A 17,772-nucleotide genomic window follows, 5' to 3' on the forward strand; every position below is an offset into this window, starting at 1 on the left:
CTCTCAAACATTATGGCTTGAATTCGCAAACCGGTGGTGGAGATCGGCAAGCCCAAATGGCACGTTGCGCAACGGCGAAGGCGCTAGTTCTTAACGCGGCGAATGATCGGCGCGCTCGTTGAGCCAGCGACGAAAGCGGGCAGTACGCGCGTCGGGCCTCGAATCGCGCGTGGCGGCATTGAGAATTCAGTCTTTCTCACCTCGTCTAAGAGAGGCCCGTCCTGCCGGAGGCGTTCGCGGCTCCAATAGGAAACAAGGAGCGACCATGCGGCGGGTGAGCCGAAAGGGGTCTTTTTTTACTGACTTCTGTGCGCGCGAAGCTCACGCGGCCAGTTTCCCCGTCCGTCCAGCACGGTGGCCATCGCGGGCTTCAGGCGCTGCACGCAGGCGTTTTGCGGTACGGATCAGTGGAGCCGTTGCGCTTGTGAAGCTCTCATCCTGGCCACTCATTACATCCAGCCCGGACAATGTGTAATCTCTCAGCCGGAGGGCAGCGGCTATGACCGAGAATGCACGCCACGACGCCTGGAGCGCCGGAGACAGCTACAACCGTTATATGGGCCGCTGGAGCCGACAGATCGCACCGCTGTTCCTCGACTGGATCGATGCCCCTGCCGGTGCGGACTGGCTCGATGTAGGCTGCGGGACCGGCGCGCTATCTGCTGCCATTGTCGCTCGATGTTCGCCGCGAAGCGTGGTCTCCATCGATCCGTCAGAGGGCTTTCTCCAGACAGCAGGGGCAGCGGTCACGGATGGTCGCGTGAAGTTCCGGCTCGGCGATGCTCAGGCCATTCCGGCAGCGGACAGAAGCTTCGACGTGATAGCTTCGGGGCTGGTGCTCAACTTTGTGCCGGACCGCGTCCAGGCTCTGGGCGAGATGCGGCGCGTCAGCCGTCCTGGTGCTTTGATCGGGTTTTATGTCTGGGACTATCCCGGCGGCGGCATCGAGTTCATGCGGGCCTTTTGGAGCGCAGCGATAGAACTCGACCCGAAGGCTTCGGACCTGATGGAAGGCAAGCGCTTCCCATTCTGCACCCCCGATGGGCTCGCGGCGCTGGCCAGGGAAGGGGGCCTTGAGGTCCTCGACCAAACCGCCATCGAAGCGCCAACGGTGTTCCAGGACTTTGACGACTACTGGCATCCGTTCACGCTCGGAGCAGGCCCCGCACCCGGCTATTGCATGAGCCTTGACCCAGACCACCGGGAACGACTGCGACAGAAGCTCGACGAGACATTGCCTCGACAGGAAGATGGCTCGATCCGGCTTATGTCGAGAGCGTGGGCGGTGAAGGCGAGCGGCTCTCGCTTTACTACTTAGGTCGCCCAGCAGGTTGTGGACAGCCTGCTTTGGGAGGAGCAAGCTCTCGATCCAACCTGGGGAGGATGATCATGCCGCAGTTCGTAATCGAGAGAGAAATGCCGGGAGCAGGCAAGCTCGGACCGGAGGAGCTTAAAGGTGCTTCTCAAGGGTCCTGCAACGTTCTGCGAGAGCTAGGACCTGAGATTCAGTGGGTCCACAGCTATGTCACGGACGACAAGATTTACTGCGTTTACCGCGCCCCGAGCGAGGAACTGATCCGCAAGCACGCTGTCACGGCGGGATTTCCCGCGAATAGCATCGCGCAGGTCCGGGCCACGATCGATCCTACGACAGCAGAGTAGCCGTCTCCTCACATCAGTCTGGCTTTGCAGGCGTCAGTCTGGTCGGCAACCACACGCTCTTGTTGTGGTTGCTGTTCGTTGAACCGGCATGAACTCTTCGATGTGACGCAGGCCGAACGTTGCGCCCGGTGCAAGCATAGTAGCTGTAACCCTAAACGACAAAGCCGCCCGAAGGCGGCTTTGCCATTATTAGTCTCGATGCGTCAGGGGCAGCAGGAGACTGTTGCGAGAGCCGGGGCCGCCAGGATCATCAGCGTGGTGAGAGTGAGAGCGACAAGCTTCATTGCATTCTCCAAGTTGTGAAACCAAAGCTACCCGGCACCGGGTAGCTAATCCACCGCATGAGGGATCACAAATCTGGCAGTGACACGGGCGCTTTCGTTTCGCACGAAGCCGACCGAGGCCGTCTCACACGAGCAGGGTCTTCTGAGCCGTCGCACAGATGTTCCAGAACTGTCTCATACAAATCGGTTGCGAGTTTGAGAATGCGTGAGAGGCTCGGGTCTTAGGATCATGTGAGACGGAGAGCAGAATGGCAGGAATACTGATTGGATATTCGAGGACAAGTAGTTCTGACCAACAGGCTGGGCTTGAGGCGCAGGAACGGGACCTGAAGGCGGCTGGCGTCGAGAAGATGTTCTCCGAACAGGTCTCGTCGGTAGCGCGGCGGGAGCAGTTGGAAGCCGCTATCGACTTCTCTCGCTCGGGCGACACGCTGGTCGTCACCCGTCCCGACCGGCTCTCTCGCGGCGTCGCTGATCTGCTCCAAATCATCGAGAGGTTAGAGAGAAAGGGTGTCGCCCTCCGCATCCTGAGCTTCGGGGGTGGAGGCGCGTTCGACACGTCCAACGCAACATCGAAGCTGATCATGACCATCCTGGCCGGGACGGCAGCCTGGGAGCGTGCCGTGATGTTGGAGCGGCAACTCGAAGGAATTGCGAAGGCGAAGGCTGCGGGCAGATACCGGGGCCGAGCACCGACCGCCCGCAGACAGGCGGAAACAGTCAGGGCTCTCCACGCCGAGGGGGCGAAGGTCGCCGACATCGTCAGACAGGTCGGGATCAGCCGGGCCAGCGTCTATCGATGCCTGAACTCCGCAGCGTGACGGAAGAGTTCTGACCGCGAGTTCTGCGACACCGTCCGCACGGAAATCCCAGACGATCTCGATCAGGCCGAGGCTCTCTCGGAAACGACCGATTGTGAGAGAGATGGAGCGTGAGCGTGCCATGCAGCCGACACACTGCCATTTTTGCCTTCAACCGCAGCAGGGCGAAGTCTTACCGGTCTGACGGGCTTCCTGGATCGGAGGACAGGGGGCGTCACCGTAGGAACAGAACACGCAGCAATCTCCTGGCTTGGGGCGCAAGACGGTCCCGCAGCCGCTGCACTCGTAGAAGAACTGGCAGGCGTCAGTCGGCATGGTCTCGACGGACTGTTTGCCGCACTGCGGGCAGGTCAGCGTGGATTGAAACTGCATAATCTCTCATTCTCCTCCACATCTGATGCTCGAAGCACAATCAGAAGCTACGAAGCTTTGAACAGCAAGCGGGCTCATACGCTAGAAGCTGGTTGCTAGATCGCTAATGGGGGTTCTCTAACTCACCGCCGGATGATCAACAGCGCCCAACCATACGGGCGAACTGGTTGAAATATCAGTACAAGAACGCGCCGTTGGGCCGGTGAGGGGTATCTGTTTTGCAGATTTTCGACGGTCTTCTGTTAGCCGGTGCGGGGCTAATCGCTGGGGGAGTTAACGCCATCGCGGGTGGCGGTACGTTCTTTACATTTGCAGCGTTGATGGCCGTAGGCATCCCACCAGTCGCCGCGAACGCCACCAGCGCCGTGGCGGTGATGCCGGGCTCTATCGCCTCGACCATCGCCTATCGACGCGAGATTTTGGCCTTGGGGCGTACGCTGGTTCCGCTCTGCTTGATTTCCGCCGCCGGAGGATTGGCGGGTGGATGGCTGCTCCTGAACACGGACAACACGACGTTTCGCGGACTGGTACCTTGGCTCTTGCTCTTTGCTACGGCCTTGTTCGCGATTTCACCTAAAATCTTGCCGCTTGTAAGCTACCTGACGTCAAAAAACGGGGATTTCGATAGTTCCGCAACACCATTCTCTCTCGGTGGAATCGTCTTACAAGGTTTAGTGGCCATCTATGGCGGATATTTCGGCGCTGGAATGGGGATAATGATGCTCGCATCACTGTCGCTAATATTCGGCGACCGTTTCCATGACGCCAATTCGGCCAAGAACATCCTTTCTGTGTTCATGCAGGGGTTTGCGGTAATTCTTTTTTTGTTCTCTGGACTTGTGCATTGGCCCGAGGCGTTGGTTGTCACAGCGTCGAGCATCCTGGGTGGGATTTTAGGGGTAGTGGTAGCTCGACGGGTTCCGACCAGCGTCATACGCTGGTCGGTTATCAGTGTAGGCGCGGCGCTAAGTACGCTGTATTTTGTGCAGTCCTGAAGGTGTCCGGGCTCTGTCGGTAGCGTAAAAACCTACAATGTGATTGTTAGACCGCCGCCATTACCTCGCCGCGCGCCGGATAGCCGCTGGCGACCACGAAGTCGATTGCGCTTAGAACGTCAGAAAACTGAGGCCGCGCAAATGGCATCGTCTGCACGGAGCAGAAGTAAAGGGTGACGTCCGGGCGGACAAGGTAGAGAGCGGGTTCGGCGAAACGAGGGGGCTCTTCCAGGCCAGCCGAGGTCTTGCCATTGGAGGAGGAGACGTAGAGGCCCCAGGCTCGCGCCTGAAGAAGCCCCAACCCGAAACCGATCCGTAGATTTTGCAGGGTCCAGTCGGACTTGGTTTGCTCCGCGCGCTCCTGGACATCAGTCGATACCGCCACGACGCCAACGCCTCGCCTTTCGAACTCTGGTAGCTTCGCCTCAAGGTCTCGAAGCTGAGCCTTGCACAGGGGGCAGTGGAGGCCCCGGTAGAACACGACCAGCGTGAACTGCTCCGGGCTCTCCGCCGCGAGGTCGAAGGACCCTCCACCCGCGAGAGGAACCACGAGAGGCGGAACAGGCTGGCGCGGAAACAAGGGGGTGAGGTCGGTCATGTGCGTCTCCAGTATGAAGCGTTCGATCAGGGCAAGCCGAGCAGTGCGTTGGCTACGTCGGTCAACTCCTGGCCTTGAATGTCAGGCGTGAGCATCACGTCGGGATAAGGCTGACCTCGGGCAACGAAAGCCGTCATCAGCCCGGCTGCCTTAGCACCGTGCGTGTCCCAGGCGTGGGTGGCAGTAAGGGCTACCTCGGAAAGATCAACCCCTACGCAGTGGGCGACGTGCCGGTACACCTCCGGTCGCGGCTTCGATAGGCTCACATCCTCAACCGAAATCACCTGCTCTATAAAACCGTCCAACTTAGCGCGCTTCAGGAGGGTCTCAGTGGAAGTTCGCGCGCCGTTGCTGACGGCGCCGAGCCTGAAACCCCCGTCCGAAAGCGCCTTGAACGAGGCGTGCGCATCGGGGTGAGGGTCAAGACTCTTCATACCCTCCAGCACGCTCGATGCGCGCTGCTCGTCTAAGGGTAGTCGGTGAGCGTGCAGAAGGGTGAGCAGCGCGCCCTTCAAGATAATCGGGAATGGGGAAAACCGGTCTGTCAGAGCGATCGCAAACGCATCGCGAAGCCCTGACGCAAACCAGATTTCCATCGCACTTGCCGGTAGCCCAAGGCCCTCCAGTCGAGGCCGCATACTTTCCAGCGAGAACACTGTCTCAATGATGTCGAAGGCTACGACTTTTGGTCTCAACGACCCAACTCAACGCCATCGTTCCGGCCTTGATCACCGTCACTTGCAAAACAGCGACGTTAGCCGGTGCCATCGCAGTGGTTGGCGCGGCGACAAGTTCTTACCCGGTTCATTCGAATGCGAGTCGTTAGTGTGGTTCTGGAAAGCAGGCTCAGAGAGAGGGCCAGAGGCACTCGAAGGCCAGCGTTTCCTGCGCCTGATCCATCAACATTCTGTGAAACCGGCGGGTCAGCAGAGCGTCACCGTGCACCGGCGGACGTGATGTGCCATCATTGTGAAAGATAGCCTTGTGGAAGATTGCAAGCGCGCGGTGTAGATTTCCGTGCCAACCAACTGGAGACCGACATGAAACTCATTGCACTGACGCTGACCACGATGATGATGCTTGCTGCCCCGGCTCTTGCTGGCGTCTGCTGCCCCTGACGCTCAAGAACAAGACGAGCAGAGCCGCTTTCGAGGGGCTCTGTCATCGCCAGTTCGACCGCTCGAACTATCGCTCGGCTTCTGATCTCATAGGCTGAGAGCGAACTGTATGGGCCGGGGCGGGGCTAATCAAAATCGAGATATTGCCGCAATGGGTCCGAATTCGATTGCGGGACCTCGCGGCGTTGGTCGTGTGGGATATTTTTTGCTGGCTCCTCTGCGAGCCCTAGACTTTCCTCAAGCAGCTTACGGTCCAGCAGGGGACGTAATTTGGAGCCGGACTCAAGTGGAGGTGAGACAATATCCCACCGCTGAGCCAACTCGCTCTGGGTGATCTGTGCTACTACGGCTGCGATCTGTTTCTTCTTGCGCACCGTCATCGCCAGGATCATGGCGAAAGACTCTGTGTCCCGGTTTACGCGAACCACCGTCCCCTCGATCCGGCCAAGCCTGTCGATATACGCCACGATCCGCTGCCCCCGATATGGCAGGATGGGAGAGGTTGTCGAGAACCCATCTGGTGTTACATCGAGGGTCTCACAGGTAATCTCCGAATTATCAGGCATCAACATCCTGCCGTTAAGCCGCAGGGTTTGTCGGAGATATTTACGTTTTTCTTGATTCATCAACTAGAAACTCTGATTTGCTGGTCGCATTCAGTGTTGTTTTCGATCCGGTTGGGTCCATTGATTGACGCGGTGATCGGCTGGGACCAATTCGATATCAGCCAGGGCACTCTGGTAGCGATCATGGGTTTGGCATAAAAATAGCCTTGGGCCTGATCACATCCCATGGCCTTCAGCCTAGCCGCCTGACCAGCGGTCTCCACGCCCTCTGCCGTCACTTCCATCCCCATGCTCTGGCCCAGACTGATAACGGCCGACACGATCGCAGCGTCTTCGCGGTCTGTTTCAAGATCGCGAATGAAGCTTTGATCGATCTTGACGTGGTGGACGGGGAATCGTTTCAGATGTGTCAGTGAGGCGAAGCCCGTGCCAAAATCGTCAAGAGCGACAGTCACACCCGCTCTAGCGAACTGCCTGAGGATGTCTAAGGCAGTCTCGGTGCTACGCTCCAAGAAGACGCTTTCGGTAACCTCGACTTCAAATTTGTACGTCGGGACGCTAAATTCGGCCAACAAGGCGAGTATATGCTCAGCGAGGTGAGGGTCACCAAACTCGGTGGACGAGAAGTTCACCGCCACCCGTCCGCAGTCAATTCCCTGATCAAGCCAACCGCGCACGTCGCCCAGCACATGTCGGATCATGCGCGCGCCCATCGCCACGGTGGTTTCTGGATCACTGAAAGCAGGTCCGAAAGAGCCCGGTGCCAAGATGCCACGGCTGGGATGTTGCCACCGAGCTAACGCCTCCAAACCGACGATCTCGCCAGTTCTGAGCGAAACCTGCGGTTGATAAAAAGGACGAAACTGGTCAGCGCCTAATCCGTCCCGGACCTCTGCCAGCACCCGCACGCGCTGTTCGATGCGTTCGCGGGCCGCTTCAGTGTAAACAACAGCGCGCCCTCGTCGCTCAGCCTTTGCCCGATAGAGCGCGATATCAGCATCCTTCATCAACTCAATCGGAGAGCCGTGGTGAGCAGGGAACGCCGCTATACCCATGCTGGCTTTGGTCGAGATCGCGCGACCGGCGTAATGGATGACATGCGACATTGCCTCGGCCAATTCCTGGGCGAACCGAGATGCCTCATCCAAATCCGTATCGAGGAGAATGACAGCGAACTCATCGCCTCCCAAGCGAGCAACCGTATCGATGTCACGCGCCTTCGCTGACAGTCGCTTTGCAGCTTCGACAAGCAACGCATCGCCTGCGTCATGGCCTAATGTGTCGTTGACCGATTTGAAATCGTCGAGATCGAGCAGCAGCAGGCTGACACTCGCGCCACTTGCCCCCGCACTCTCTATCGCTTCCGCAAGACGCTGCTGAAAGAGCACACGATTTACAAGGCCCGTTAATGCGTCATGATTGGCCATCCACCAAAGTTCTTGCTCAGCCCTTTTTCGATCGGTGATATCGAAAGTTACCCCGATCAAGCGCCTGGGTTTGCCTTCTTCCGAAACTGCGATTGACCTCGCCGAGAGCCAAACGATTTTCCCATCAGGTCGGACGTAGCGGATTTCTTCTTGCTGGTCGTCTGAGCCCCACATCGGAGCGCGCCACTTGTCGTCGCGGTGGACCCGATCGTCAAACTCCGACGCGGGGCCGGAGCCAAGGCCAATCAAATCGAGTGCGCTACCGGACCGGGTCACAAAGTCGTCGCTTAAGTTTCGTTCCCAAGCGAACATTCTGCCTGCTTGGAGGGCCAGTCGAAGGCGCTCATCGCTGTCTCTCAACGCTCGGTTGGCGACGCGAAGTTCCAGTTCCCGCATAACTGACCGAGCTAAGGCACGAAGGATATCAGCCTGCACGTTTGTGAGCCCATCTGGCCTCGGCTCGTTTCCCAGAACGCAGACAGTCCCCAGCGGAAGCCCATTGCTGTTTTTCAGGACCGCGCCTGCGTAGAAGCGCACGCGGGCGTTGCCGGTCACAAGCGAGTTTTCGGCGAAGCGAGGGTCCTTGGTGGTGTCAGGAACGATAAAGAGATCGTCCTGCTTGATGGCGTGGGCACAAATGGACGCATCTATTGGCGTTTCGCAGATGCCCAACCCGATCTCGGATTTGAACCATTGCCGCGTGTCCTCAACGAAGCTCACCATTGCCATCGGAGCGTTGCAGATTTCTGCGGCGATCCGGGCAATGTCATTAAAGGCGACCTCTGGCTCTGTATCCAAGATCGCGTAGTCTCGGAGCGCAGCAAGCCGCTCCTGCTGGCTCCAAGCGCGGCGCGAATTCTCGCTCACGCAGCAATCCATGACTGTTTCTGCCTGTCCGGTTGTTGGCAGGTCCAGACTGATCCATCCACGTTGAAAGCGAGTTAAGACGATGAGCAGCGGGAGCCGTATCGGCGACGCTGACACGATCTTGATCCTCCAGCATTGGACCGCCGCCTGAACCGCGTGTACTTGTCATGAATGGTCCCATGCGGAACAATTGGGGTAGGACGATCATTTGCGCGCTTATTGCGAGCGGAACGGAGGTCGGGTGACAACAGTGTCGGTTCTGCTCGTTGAAGATGAGCTTCTGATTAGGATGGATATCGAAAGCTCGCTGGTTGAAGCCGGTTTTGACGTTGTAGATGCAGCCAATGGCGCGGATGCGATGCGAATTTTCGATGAGCGGCCTGCGGACTTCAGCGCCGTGATCACCGATATCAGGCTCGGCCAGGGCTCAAACGGCTGGGAAGTGGCAAGATACATCCGAGCATCGGTGCCCACAATGCCTGTAGTTTACATCAGCGGTGACAGCACAGGCGACTGGTCGTCACAAGGCGTGCCGAACAGCGTAATGATTGCAAAGCCTTTCGCTTTCTCGCAGATCATTACCGCGATCTCCATGCTCCTCAATCAGCCCGATCAACTTTTGTCCTGACCTAGCCGGGGAGATCGAACTTCAGACACGCATCGATCGCTCGTGCCAAAGTGTGCTGATCAAACGGTTTGCTCAATCTCGGCAGGTTCACGTTCGGCGGAAGTTCCGCGTACCCGGTAGCTACGAGAATGGGCATTTGGGGATATTTTTCCTGGACAATCTCAGCCAGTTGCACGCCCGTCATCTTTGGCATGGCCTGATCCGTGATAAGAAGATCAAACCGGTTCTCGGCGAGTAGAGTCAGAGCCTCTGGGCCGGACGCAGCCTCAACGATCGAATGACCGGCATCCTCCAACATCATCACGGTGTTCAAACGCACCAGCGCGTCGTCATCGACGACCAGCAGACGTAGCGATTGGCTGTTGCTCGTTAGATTGTCTGCCTCTTGCTCAACTATCATCGGAGCAGGTGCGGCCTTTGCGGCTGGGAGCCAGATTTCGGCAGTGGTGCCCTGGCCCTTTGCGCTAATCAGCACCAGTTTGCCGCCTGACTGCTCAGCGAAGCCGTGGACCATGGAAAGACCTAGCCCTGTCCCCTTGCCAACACCCTTGGTGGTAAAGAACGGCTCCCGAACGCGCGCCAATGTCGGCTCGTCCATGCCTTCGCCCGTATCGGTCACAGATAGGCAGACGAATTGACTCAAATCATACTTCTCAGGCCCGTGTTCCCAGCCTGTTCCAACTTTGAGAGCGATTGAAATGGTGCCGCCTTCCGGCATCGCGTCTCGCGCGTTGACCACAAGATTCAGCAGGGCCAGTTCAAGCTGGTTGGCATCGACCTGCGCGCGAGCGGGTCCCAGCGGAAAGCGCGTCTCGATCTGCATCTGAGGCCCCAGGGAGCGCTGGAGAAGGTCCTCCATGCCCCGAACAAGCGCGGGTACGTCCACAGGCTCAGGTTTGAGGTCTTGCCTGCGTGCGAACGAGAGCATGCGCTGAGTAAGCGCCGCCCCGCGTTGTGCGCCCTGACGAGCATTTTCGACAAGTCGGGTCAGCTTGGGGTCGCTCGGCATGTGTTTTCGCAACAGGTCGAGGTTGCCACTGATCACAGCGAGAAGGTTGTTGAAGTCGTGTGCCACCCCTCCCGTCAATTGGCCAACCGCTTCAATTTTTTGCGCCTGCCGGAGAGCGTCTTCTGCCTGTCTTCGAGCGGTGATATCCACCAAGCCACCAAGTACGCGCGCGAACTCGCCTCTTTCGTATTGTTCGACGCGCTCAGACAGCAGAACATCCAGCACGCTGCCGGTGGAGGAGACCAAGCGATGTTCGGAGCCTTGTAGCTCACCGTGGGCAATCAGCCTGGGCCACTCCGCCTCGACGCGTCTCAGCGCCGAATCCTCCGTCATAAAGTCAGAAAGCGGACGCCCGATAACGGCCTCGCGATGGTAACCGAGCAGTTCCGCCCAGGCGTCGCTCACCTGCTCAATTCGCCCCTCATGGTCCAGGGCATGCAGAGGCAGCGGCGTTCTCCGATACAGGCTGCGGAAGCGCTCCTCGCTGCTTCGAAGCGCTTCTGCTTCCTTCTCGGCGAGCACCGCGAAGCGGCGGTCGAACATGGCGGCGATCATAGCCAGCACCAGGATCAGGAAGGTGGCCGCTGCAATTGCGACAGCTAGGCTGGTATGCCCGATAGTCGCATGGTCGTAGCTGTCCTGGGTAGCGTGACCGCCCGTGAAGGATGCAGCGACCATCGCTGTGTAGTGCATGCCCGCGATAGCAATGCCCATTACGATAGCGGCTACGATCTTCTGGCCTATGCCGGTGTTTTTGAGCGCAAGCCAGAGAGCTACAGTGGCCGCCCCAATCGCAATCAAAACCGATAGCGCAGCCCACCAGTGATCATAGGCGATGGATGCGTCCATCTCCATCGCCGCCATCCCGGTATAGTGCATGGCAGCGATCCCGAGCCCCATGATAAGGCCGCTTGCGATCAGCGCGGCTGGGGTACTCCCCGGTCGTTGAACAATGAAAAAACCGAGCCCCGTCACCAGGATTGGCAGAACGAACGAGAATACGGTCAACAGTAAGTCATACTCCACCGCCATTCCGGGCACGCTGAAAGCCAGCATCGCGATGAAGTGCATCGCCCAGATGCCGCCCCCCAGAGCCAGGGCGGCAGTGCCTAGCCAAGCGTACGAGGCTAAGCCGGAGGTGGCGCGGATACGTCCCGCCAGATCAAGCGCGGCAAAGGCAGACAGCATCGCGACCAGAATCGAAAGCGCGACGAGCGAGGGATCGTGCATTCCTGCAATCGACACGGCATTCACTACCTATGGGCGCGTAAGAATATGGGGCTTTGGCCTACATCAGCCGACTGATGGTCGCAATTGATGCTTGCCCTCACGATGGGCACGGCAGTTCGTCAGTGAGTGGTCGCTGCGATCGACTTGCAGATCGTGATCTCGATGGTTTCGCCGTTTTCGTTCAACCTCTTCCAGCGCTTGAGCCCTGGTTGAAACAGCAGCGTAGGCAGTCCGGCCTCGTGAGGAACCAGCTTCTCGTCATCCAAAGCGTACGGGCGACGTTGACCGGCGACCTCGACGGTGATCGCCCCGTCTGGTCCCACAGGGTCGATCACCACGACGCCAGTTTCAAACTTGCAGATGTAAGTGCTGCTGTTGGCAAGCGCACAGCCGTAGCTGGAAAGCACGACCGCACTCGGTGCGAGGAGCGCCGTGAAATATGCCTTCATCATGACAGCCGTCCTTCAACTGCCGAGTACAGGGTGGCCTCACGCTCGACGCGGTCGCGCGCGGTTTGTTCCGAATGGAACTGGTGTTTTTCGGACGGCCTGCAAACCGTTGGTACAATCACCTCCTCGTTCCACAACCCCGCTAACCCCCTCAGCATGAACGGTTATTCATGGAACCGAGGTCTCTGGCCGTCGTTTATGAGGCGCGGCAGGGGTCACAACAGAAGTCCTCGAAAGGGAATAGCCATGATCAGGAACCTCGTTCTTATCACTGCTCTCGCGATCGCTCCGGCGGCTGCCTTCGCTCAGTCCAGTTCCGGCGCTGCCGGTGGCGCGGCCAGCGGAGCAGCGACTGGCGCAGTCGGCGGCGCAATCGTCGGCGGTCCTGCTGGTGCGGCTGTCGGTGCTGTTGGTGGCGCGGCGGCGGGTGCGATCGTGGGCGGCATCGCGGCCGATCAGCGTCCTGCCTTCCGCACCTATGTGACAGAGCAGAAGGTGCCCTCCGTCACTTACAAGGAGCAGGTCGTGGTTGGCGCGACGCTGCCGGACACCATCACGTACCGCGAGGTTCCGGCTAAGTATGGCAAGACCGAGTACCGCTATACGGTCGTGAACAACAAGACCGTCCTGGTCGAGCCGAAGACCCGTAAGATCGTCCAGATCATCGAGTGATTTTCTACTGAGCCCACCCCTCGCGGGGTGGGCTCTTCAATTTCGCGGATCGCAAGCACGGAGGTAGCGTCATGATACGAGCAAGCCTGATTGCAGCAGGGATCGCCTTGGGAGCCATCGCCGCTCCTGCAAACGCCCAGGTCCAATTGGAATTCGGGATCGATCGCCCCGGCTATGATGGACCGCGTTACCGGGATCATCGAGGCGATTGGGATCGGCGGAATTTTCGCGGTCCGGCAGTTCGCGACGATGATGATGACGACTGCCGGATTGTCATCAGGCGTCGTGTCAATCGATATGGCGAGATGGTCGAGCGCCGCACCCGCGTGTGTGATTGAGGCGAACAGCCATTGTTTTAAGGCCACGCTCCGAGGTCAAACTATGCGAAAACAACTCATCCTCGCAGCGGCCTTGTGCGGGCTCGCTCTGGCGTCCATTCCGGTTGCCAATGCCGCGCCCGTCGCGAGCGTCATTGCCATCGAGTTTCCCGACCATATCGAGCAGGTTAAGAAGGGCGGCCATAAGTTCAAAGGTCACAGGGGCTGGAAGCACTCGCGACACTGGAACGGGGGCTACAGGGACGGTCGATATTACGGCGGTCCGCCTCCGCACGCTCGCGCTTACGGTCGAAGAGCCCGACATTTTGGTCATTATCGCTACTGGTGAAGTTGCTCTGCTTGCGCGTCTGCACCGCCAATAAGGAGATGCGCGAAACCGACCATGCGTTTACCGCCGGTTTCCATTTCAGCGACATGGTCCCGGTTGGAACTTGTTCGCGCAACGCGAGAGGTGAGCGAATGGTCAAGCTTGCGAGCGGCCTCTCGTCATCGTCAGACCCCTACTTCGACGCGGCCTGGGCGATTATCACTGCGGCTGGCTGCGTAGACCATAGGCATCGAGAGATCGAAGCTCAGAGACTGGCTCTCATCATCGACGAGCTATGCCGGGACAGGCGTCAGGACGATTCAGAAATCGCTTGGCTTGCTGCCGACCGGTTCGTCACCGATCAACGGCAAGCGTGCCGCTGATAGTCAAGTTGGTTGACGTGGTTGTAGGAAGTGTACCTAGACCACGGTCTTTGTGTCGCTGATCGCAGGTCAGGATGAGCCGCCTTACCGCCTGAGTTTAGGCTACGCGATGTTGGGGCGTTGCCGGAACCGGTCCTGCTCTCCCAAGCGATGTCTCGGCACCACCCAAGGTCATAACAACCCCGGCTCCGGCTGCGACTTCAATAGCGCGCAGTATGGCAGCGGTAAGGCAACTAGCCCCTGTTAGCGAAAGCATCGGGCCTGTTTGGCGTTCATCTGCGCGCGCGATACAGAGCCAAAGCTGTTGGAAACCAACTGTTTTAGCAATTATTGCGCGGTAGCCTGAAGATTAGTGGGCGGAGCAGTCTCATCAGAAAAATAGGTGCGCCCGGCTGCTGCGCCCGCCAGCAGTTCTTTCTGCCACGCCTTCCCACCCGACTTGCCTAGTGAGGCGAAGTCAGAACGACGGAGTTCGTCACTTCGGCGGCCATTGTAGACCAGCACGCCTTTCGTGGTGACCACGATATCACCCCGCCGCAGCGTGGGGTCTCTGAGATACCAGTTTGCATCGGTTGCCGGATCGAGTTTCACGAGGGGCGGCGACGGCTTGGTAGAAACTTCTGGAAGAGAGACCGGCTTCGGTTTCCGAGGCTGCCTCTTCCGAACTGTCATATGAAGCGGCGCGTACTCGCGCTCTGGCACGTAGTAGTACGCAGTGGGCCGAGAGGGGGCACCGAAGAATGTCGCGGCGAAATCCTCGAACAGATTACGCGCTGAAGTTCCTGTTGGGCTGGAAATAGAAAAGCCAACCACCGCCCCCACTAGCAACAGTCGTTTCATAGCTACCGCCTCCTCGCTTACTCACGCAACGGCGGTGAAGGGGCAAAGTTCGCTCCAACTAACAAAGTTAATGTTTGGGATGGCGACCAAGGGGGGCGTCCGAGAATCTCAGTCCGGCAGTAGCATCGGCATCATCCCGATGCTGTCGGGGATGGGCAGCGAGCGCGTCGTGACGATCACGGGTTCGATCGCGATCTTGAACGGCTGATATCGCCCCGTCCCGTCCGCCCTAATGCTGGCCGGAACCGACATAGCCGCCGCGTACACCTCGGCTCGGACTGTCTCGGTGGCAATGGGCAGAAGGCGAAAGGCTCCCTGTCGTTGCAGCGCGGAGACAAACTCGGTCGCGGTAATAGAGCCAAGTTCGACGAGGCCGCGCAGACCGATGCCGTTCCACCAGCCCCAGATGCCGACTCTGGACCACCATCGGCATTGTCGTCGGCGGTAGCAGAAGGCGTTGTGAATGCTCTTCCGCAGTTGCCCGAATTGGGAGGGGTCAGCGAGCGGTGCAGTGATCTGCAATGAGTGAAGTTGGCGCGGATCGTGCGCCTGGATGCGGCGGGCAATCCTGAGTGAATATCGCCAGCAGCACGCCTCGCAGAGGATCGAGGCGCATCGCGAAGACGAGTGGCACATACGGGTCATAGGCTATTTATGGATCGGTCCGCCGCGATCGCCCCATCATGCCTTTAGGCTATGATGTTAATTTCGACTCTTGAGCAAGCCATCCGGTATTCAATGTTCATTGCAACACCAATGGATATTTCCAAATGGCAACTATCAAGACCGGTCGCATTCCGACCAAAGCAAAGATTTTTCTCGGCACCCGCATCAATGCCAATGGTATCATGAATGAAGAAGCTTTTCATCAATCAGATTTTACTAGCTCGCACCCGCCTGTTTCGGTGAAATGGAACGGCGCGAGCGCCAATCTTTACTATTGGGTTTGGTCCGCCCGGAGGACGCCGTTCAATCAAATCGCGGCTGACCTGATCAAGCATCCCGACTTCCCCATCCTGGGAGAGGCGATCGTCATCACTCAGATTGAGCGCTGGCATCAATTTCGCGTGCAGGGCGATGTAAATGATGCTCGCCGCATGATCGCCCACCTGGGTATGAAGGAGGGTGAGCAGGTGGTCTTCAAACCTTCAGGTCGCCACAGGACCCACCAGTACATCTACGTTAAATCAGACACCGACGCCTTCGCGGTTCGGCTGGCCATCTGACCAGTCTCAGTGGCGCGCCCAGGCGCGCCACTTCTATAAATACGAGATGAGACGCATCGAAGCGAGCGGCATTGCGGAACGCGTCCGCGCCGAACGGCTCGCCAGCCACCCCCACGTCGTGAGGCAGCACGGCCTCATGTGCCACGCTCTCGGCGACGATCGCTTCCGCGCCGAGCTTGACGAACGGCGGCACTGGATCGAGCAACATCGCTCGGCATCATTTGCCTTCGACACTCTGCCGGATGGCGCTGGGCGAGTGTATTTCTTTGCAGATGCCGATGACGCTTTCCACTTCAAGATGCGGTTCGGAACGCGGGTGTCTCCTCCGCCGCAAGATCGTTGAGCGGCGAGCCGGTCGTCGGCATCACCTTCGCGATTCGGCGGCGGGCGATCTCGACATACTCGGCCATCATCTCGGAGCCGACGAAGCTGAAGCCTTCTTGGAGGGCGGCGACGGCTGTCGATCCCGACCCGGCGAAGGGATCAAAAATGATGCCGCCCGGCGGTGTCACAAGGCGGGTCAAATATTTCATTAGTTCAGACGGCTCGACGCATGGATGTTTGTTTCTCGGACCTCGGTCGGCCTTTGACGCCTTAGCCACGTAGAAGTACCGGCCCCAGGTCTCATCAATACCGTCATGAATCACGTTGGCGGGCCATCGGCCATTCTCTGCCCTCGGCGCTTCGACGTATTGCTTCAAGCTCGTCGCTGGTCGAATTCCGGCCGCCACATTGGCTTCAGTGAAGCTCGCAAAGCCTTTGCTGCCCGGCCGGGATGTTGGTCGATCTTTTCGCGCTACATCGACGAGGCCGGTTGGAGGCAGGCCACGGCCAGTTAGCGCGACGGAGGTCCCGAGTTTCCTGCCCACCCGACCTTGCTCGATCCGCTCGCTCGTAGGAACGCGACAAGCATCGATGTTCATCGCGCCGGTACCGAACCGCACGACGTTGGACGCCACGCTTGTTTCCGCGATCGGCCTGCGCGCGATGATGATCGGTTCGAACGCCGGTTTAAGCGCCGTCCCTCGACCGGCGTGCTCCCCTCTTAAGTTCAGTGATTTTGGAAATCCCGAACTGTAAATCCACATGATTGTGTCGCGGATTTCAAAGCCTGCATCCTCCACAGCAACCGCGAGACGATGGAAGGTCCTCGTCCCCCCGAAGGCAACAAGATGACCGCCGGGCTTCAGGACATTGAAGGCCGCTCGCCACGTTTGCACATCAAATGCGATGTCGCCCCCGTCCCACTCCTGCTCCATGAAGCCGTTGGCGATTTTGCGGTAAGGATTGTTTGATCCAGGCTCACCGCCGGTCAGCGGAGCCGCTCCTTTCCGACCGAACCGGCGAGAGATCGAGCCGAGATGATAAGGGGGATCGGTCACGATCGAGTCGAAAAATACGCCCTCTTCGGCAAAGCCTCGCATCAGATCGCGGCAGTCGCCATGAAGCAGCCGGGCGGTCGGCGTCGATAGGGGCGCTGGTGCCGCTTCGACTCCGACATCGATGAGTGACGGAGACAAGTTGAGCACAACCATGGCCGCGCTCAACGTTGCGATGGTGCCCTCGCCACGCTCGATCCGAATGATGGCTGGCCTTGAAACGCCTGCTTGAATCGAGAGACGTTCCTGTGACCGTCCGAGGCGCTTTCGCGTATGAGCGAGCCAAGGCCCGAGTTCGAGATCAGCAGGCTGCTCGGTGAACCGGTGCGCCAAAGCGTTCAGCACCATCACAAGAGCCGCTACCGTTCCCCGCGCTGCCTCTAGATTGGCAACCGTCATCCGGGACAGGCCGACCTTGGCAGCAAGCGACCGTTGCGAGAGTTTTCGCGAACGCCGGGCCTTGACGAGTTCTTCGCCGAGGCGGGCTGCGGCGGCTTCGAGAGTGTCACAATCCATGGGCCAAATCAGTGCGCAGACGGAAACGAATGCTCACCTTTTGGCCCAGGAATCGTATCCGTTCGGCTAACGCGCCGCCCTGAGC

General features: G+C 58.9%; 18 protein-coding genes. 8 read left to right on the plus strand and 10 right to left on the minus strand.

Going from position 1 to position 17,772, the window contains the following annotated elements; all coding sequences use genetic code 11:
- Window positions 1-499 precede the first annotated feature (499 nt).
- The 3 genes from ASG72_RS18505 to ASG72_RS18515 all read left to right on the plus strand — a co-directional run bounded on the left by ASG72_RS18505 (window position 500) and on the right by ASG72_RS18515 (window position 2,767).
- Window positions 500-1,318, plus strand: coding sequence for a class I SAM-dependent methyltransferase (locus tag ASG72_RS18505; protein WP_056715731.1), 819 nt, complete (start codon window positions 500-502; stop codon window positions 1,316-1,318).
- Between the two features lie 71 nt (window positions 1,319-1,389).
- A complete protein-coding gene (locus ASG72_RS18510; RefSeq protein ID WP_056716538.1) occupies window positions 1,390-1,662 on the plus strand; it encodes a DUF4242 domain-containing protein in 273 nt (90 codons plus the stop codon).
- A 532-nt stretch (window positions 1,663-2,194) separates the two neighbouring features.
- Window positions 2,195-2,767 carry a recombinase family protein gene (locus tag ASG72_RS18515; protein WP_200939977.1) on the plus strand — a complete coding sequence of 191 codons (573 nt, stop codon included), beginning with the start codon at window positions 2,195-2,197 and terminating at the stop codon, window positions 2,765-2,767.
- A 150-nt stretch (window positions 2,768-2,917) separates the two neighbouring features.
- Here ASG72_RS18515 and ASG72_RS21350 read toward each other — a convergent pair whose 3' ends face one another.
- Complete coding sequence (locus ASG72_RS21350) at window positions 2,918-3,139, minus strand: GDCCVxC domain-containing (seleno)protein (protein WP_082540475.1); 222 nt, start codon at window positions 3,137-3,139, stop codon at window positions 2,918-2,920.
- A gap of 218 nt (window positions 3,140-3,357) precedes the next feature.
- Between ASG72_RS21350 and ASG72_RS18520 the strand changes: the two genes are divergently transcribed.
- A complete protein-coding gene (locus tag ASG72_RS18520) occupies window positions 3,358-4,134 on the plus strand; it encodes a sulfite exporter TauE/SafE family protein (protein ID WP_056715735.1) in 777 nt (258 codons plus the stop codon).
- Between the two features lie 46 nt (window positions 4,135-4,180).
- On the opposite strand, the gene ASG72_RS18525 is transcribed toward ASG72_RS18520, so the two are convergent.
- The 4 genes from ASG72_RS18525 to ASG72_RS18540 all read right to left on the minus strand — a co-directional run bounded on the left by ASG72_RS18525 (window position 4,181) and on the right by ASG72_RS18540 (window position 8,710).
- Entirely contained in the window at window positions 4,181-4,732 is a 552-nt protein-coding gene (locus ASG72_RS18525; RefSeq protein ID WP_056715739.1) for a peroxiredoxin-like family protein, read from the minus strand.
- Window positions 4,733-4,758: 26 nt separating this feature from the next.
- Window positions 4,759-5,427 (minus strand): haloacid dehalogenase type II, encoded by a 669-nt coding sequence (locus ASG72_RS18530; protein ID WP_056715742.1) that lies wholly within the window; start codon window positions 5,425-5,427, stop codon window positions 4,759-4,761.
- Between the two features lie 548 nt (window positions 5,428-5,975).
- Window positions 5,976-6,476: a hypothetical protein gene (locus tag ASG72_RS18535; protein ID WP_156396051.1), complete on the minus strand. Its 501-nt coding sequence runs from the start codon at window positions 6,474-6,476 to the stop codon at window positions 5,976-5,978.
- Complete coding sequence (locus tag ASG72_RS18540) at window positions 6,476-8,710, minus strand: EAL domain-containing protein (protein ID WP_056715749.1); 2,235 nt, start codon at window positions 8,708-8,710, stop codon at window positions 6,476-6,478. The genes ASG72_RS18535 and ASG72_RS18540 overlap by 1 nt, the downstream gene beginning before the upstream one ends.
- Before the next feature lie 241 nt (window positions 8,711-8,951).
- Between ASG72_RS18540 and ASG72_RS18545 the strand changes: the two genes are divergently transcribed.
- Entirely contained in the window at window positions 8,952-9,338 is a 387-nt protein-coding gene (locus ASG72_RS18545; RefSeq protein ID WP_056715752.1) for a response regulator, read from the plus strand.
- 1 nt (window position 9,339) lies between these two features.
- Here the strand turns inward: ASG72_RS18545 and ASG72_RS18550 are convergent, their stop codons facing one another.
- Together ASG72_RS18550 and ASG72_RS18555 are read right to left on the minus strand one after the other, a co-directional pair.
- Window positions 9,340-11,577 (minus strand): MHYT domain-containing protein, encoded by a 2,238-nt coding sequence (locus ASG72_RS18550; RefSeq protein ID WP_082540477.1) that lies wholly within the window; start codon window positions 11,575-11,577, stop codon window positions 9,340-9,342.
- Between the two features lie 119 nt (window positions 11,578-11,696).
- Window positions 11,697-12,029 carry a hypothetical protein gene (locus ASG72_RS18555; RefSeq protein WP_056715758.1) on the minus strand — a complete coding sequence of 111 codons (333 nt, stop codon included), beginning with the start codon at window positions 12,027-12,029 and terminating at the stop codon, window positions 11,697-11,699.
- Window positions 12,030-12,272: 243 nt separating this feature from the next.
- On the opposite strand from ASG72_RS18555, the gene ASG72_RS18560 reads away from it, so the two are divergent.
- Together ASG72_RS18560 and ASG72_RS18565 are read left to right on the plus strand one after the other, a co-directional pair.
- Complete coding sequence (locus ASG72_RS18560; RefSeq protein WP_056715762.1) at window positions 12,273-12,698, plus strand: DUF1236 domain-containing protein; 426 nt, start codon at window positions 12,273-12,275, stop codon at window positions 12,696-12,698.
- Between the two features lie 174 nt (window positions 12,699-12,872).
- The gene (locus ASG72_RS18565) at window positions 12,873-13,364 is read left to right on the plus strand and encodes a hypothetical protein (protein WP_056715765.1); all 492 of its coding nucleotides are present in this window, start codon (window positions 12,873-12,875) and stop codon (window positions 13,362-13,364) included.
- A gap of 689 nt (window positions 13,365-14,053) precedes the next feature.
- Here ASG72_RS18565 and ASG72_RS20905 read toward each other — a convergent pair.
- Together ASG72_RS20905 and ASG72_RS18575 are read right to left on the minus strand one after the other, a co-directional pair.
- A complete protein-coding gene (locus ASG72_RS20905) occupies window positions 14,054-14,566 on the minus strand; it encodes a hypothetical protein (RefSeq protein WP_156396053.1) in 513 nt (170 codons plus the stop codon).
- A gap of 108 nt (window positions 14,567-14,674) precedes the next feature.
- A complete protein-coding gene (locus ASG72_RS18575; protein ID WP_156396054.1) occupies window positions 14,675-15,211 on the minus strand; it encodes a hypothetical protein in 537 nt (178 codons plus the stop codon).
- Window positions 15,212-15,336: 125 nt separating this feature from the next.
- Here ASG72_RS18575 and ASG72_RS18580 point away from each other — a divergent pair, with 125 nt between their 5' ends.
- Window positions 15,337-15,792 (plus strand): hypothetical protein, encoded by a 456-nt coding sequence (locus ASG72_RS18580; RefSeq protein ID WP_156396055.1) that lies wholly within the window; start codon window positions 15,337-15,339, stop codon window positions 15,790-15,792.
- A 293-nt stretch (window positions 15,793-16,085) separates the two neighbouring features.
- On the opposite strand, the gene ASG72_RS20455 is transcribed toward ASG72_RS18580, so the two are convergent.
- Window positions 16,086-17,687, minus strand: a complete 1,602-nt coding sequence (locus ASG72_RS20455) for a DNA methyltransferase (RefSeq protein WP_156396056.1) — start codon at window positions 17,685-17,687, stop codon at window positions 16,086-16,088.
- Window positions 17,688-17,772: the final 85 nt, after the last annotated feature.

Origin of the sequence: Allobosea sp. Leaf344, from assembly GCF_001426225.1 — a bacterium.
GTDB lineage: Bacteria > Pseudomonadota > Alphaproteobacteria > Rhizobiales > Beijerinckiaceae > Allobosea.

Bases quoted from the DNA above. Each gene is read 5' to 3' on its own strand.
- ASG72_RS18505 (WP_056715731.1), top strand. From the start codon at position 500: ATGACCGAGAATGCACGCCACGACGCCTGGAGCGCCGGAGACAGCTAC.
- ASG72_RS18535 (WP_156396051.1), bottom strand. From the start codon at position 6,476: ATGAATCAAGAAAAACGTAAATATCTCCGACAAACCCTGCGGCTTAAC.
- ASG72_RS20455 (WP_156396056.1), bottom strand. From the start codon at position 17,687: ATGGATTGTGACACTCTCGAAGCCGCCGCAGCCCGCCTCGGCGAAGAA.
- ASG72_RS18515 (WP_200939977.1), top strand. From the start codon at position 2,195: ATGGCAGGAATACTGATTGGATATTCGAGGACAAGTAGTTCTGACCAA.
- ASG72_RS18560 (WP_056715762.1), top strand. From the start codon at position 12,273: ATGATCAGGAACCTCGTTCTTATCACTGCTCTCGCGATCGCTCCGGCG.
- ASG72_RS18550 (WP_082540477.1), bottom strand. From the start codon at position 11,577: ATGCACGATCCCTCGCTCGTCGCGCTTTCGATTCTGGTCGCGATGCTG.
- ASG72_RS18575 (WP_156396054.1), bottom strand. From the start codon at position 15,211: ATGACCCGTATGTGCCACTCGTCTTCGCGATGCGCCTCGATCCTCTGC.
- ASG72_RS18580 (WP_156396055.1), top strand. From the start codon at position 15,337: ATGGCAACTATCAAGACCGGTCGCATTCCGACCAAAGCAAAGATTTTT.
- ASG72_RS18565 (WP_056715765.1), top strand. From the start codon at position 12,873: ATGATGGACCGCGTTACCGGGATCATCGAGGCGATTGGGATCGGCGGA.
- ASG72_RS18510 (WP_056716538.1), top strand. From the start codon at position 1,390: ATGCCGCAGTTCGTAATCGAGAGAGAAATGCCGGGAGCAGGCAAGCTC.
- ASG72_RS18555 (WP_056715758.1), bottom strand. From the start codon at position 12,029: ATGATGAAGGCATATTTCACGGCGCTCCTCGCACCGAGTGCGGTCGTG.
- ASG72_RS18525 (WP_056715739.1), bottom strand. From the start codon at position 4,732: ATGACCGACCTCACCCCCTTGTTTCCGCGCCAGCCTGTTCCGCCTCTC.
- ASG72_RS21350 (WP_082540475.1), bottom strand. From the start codon at position 3,139: ATGCAGTTTCAATCCACGCTGACCTGCCCGCAGTGCGGCAAACAGTCC.
- ASG72_RS20905 (WP_156396053.1), bottom strand. From the start codon at position 14,566: ATGAAACGACTGTTGCTAGTGGGGGCGGTGGTTGGCTTTTCTATTTCC.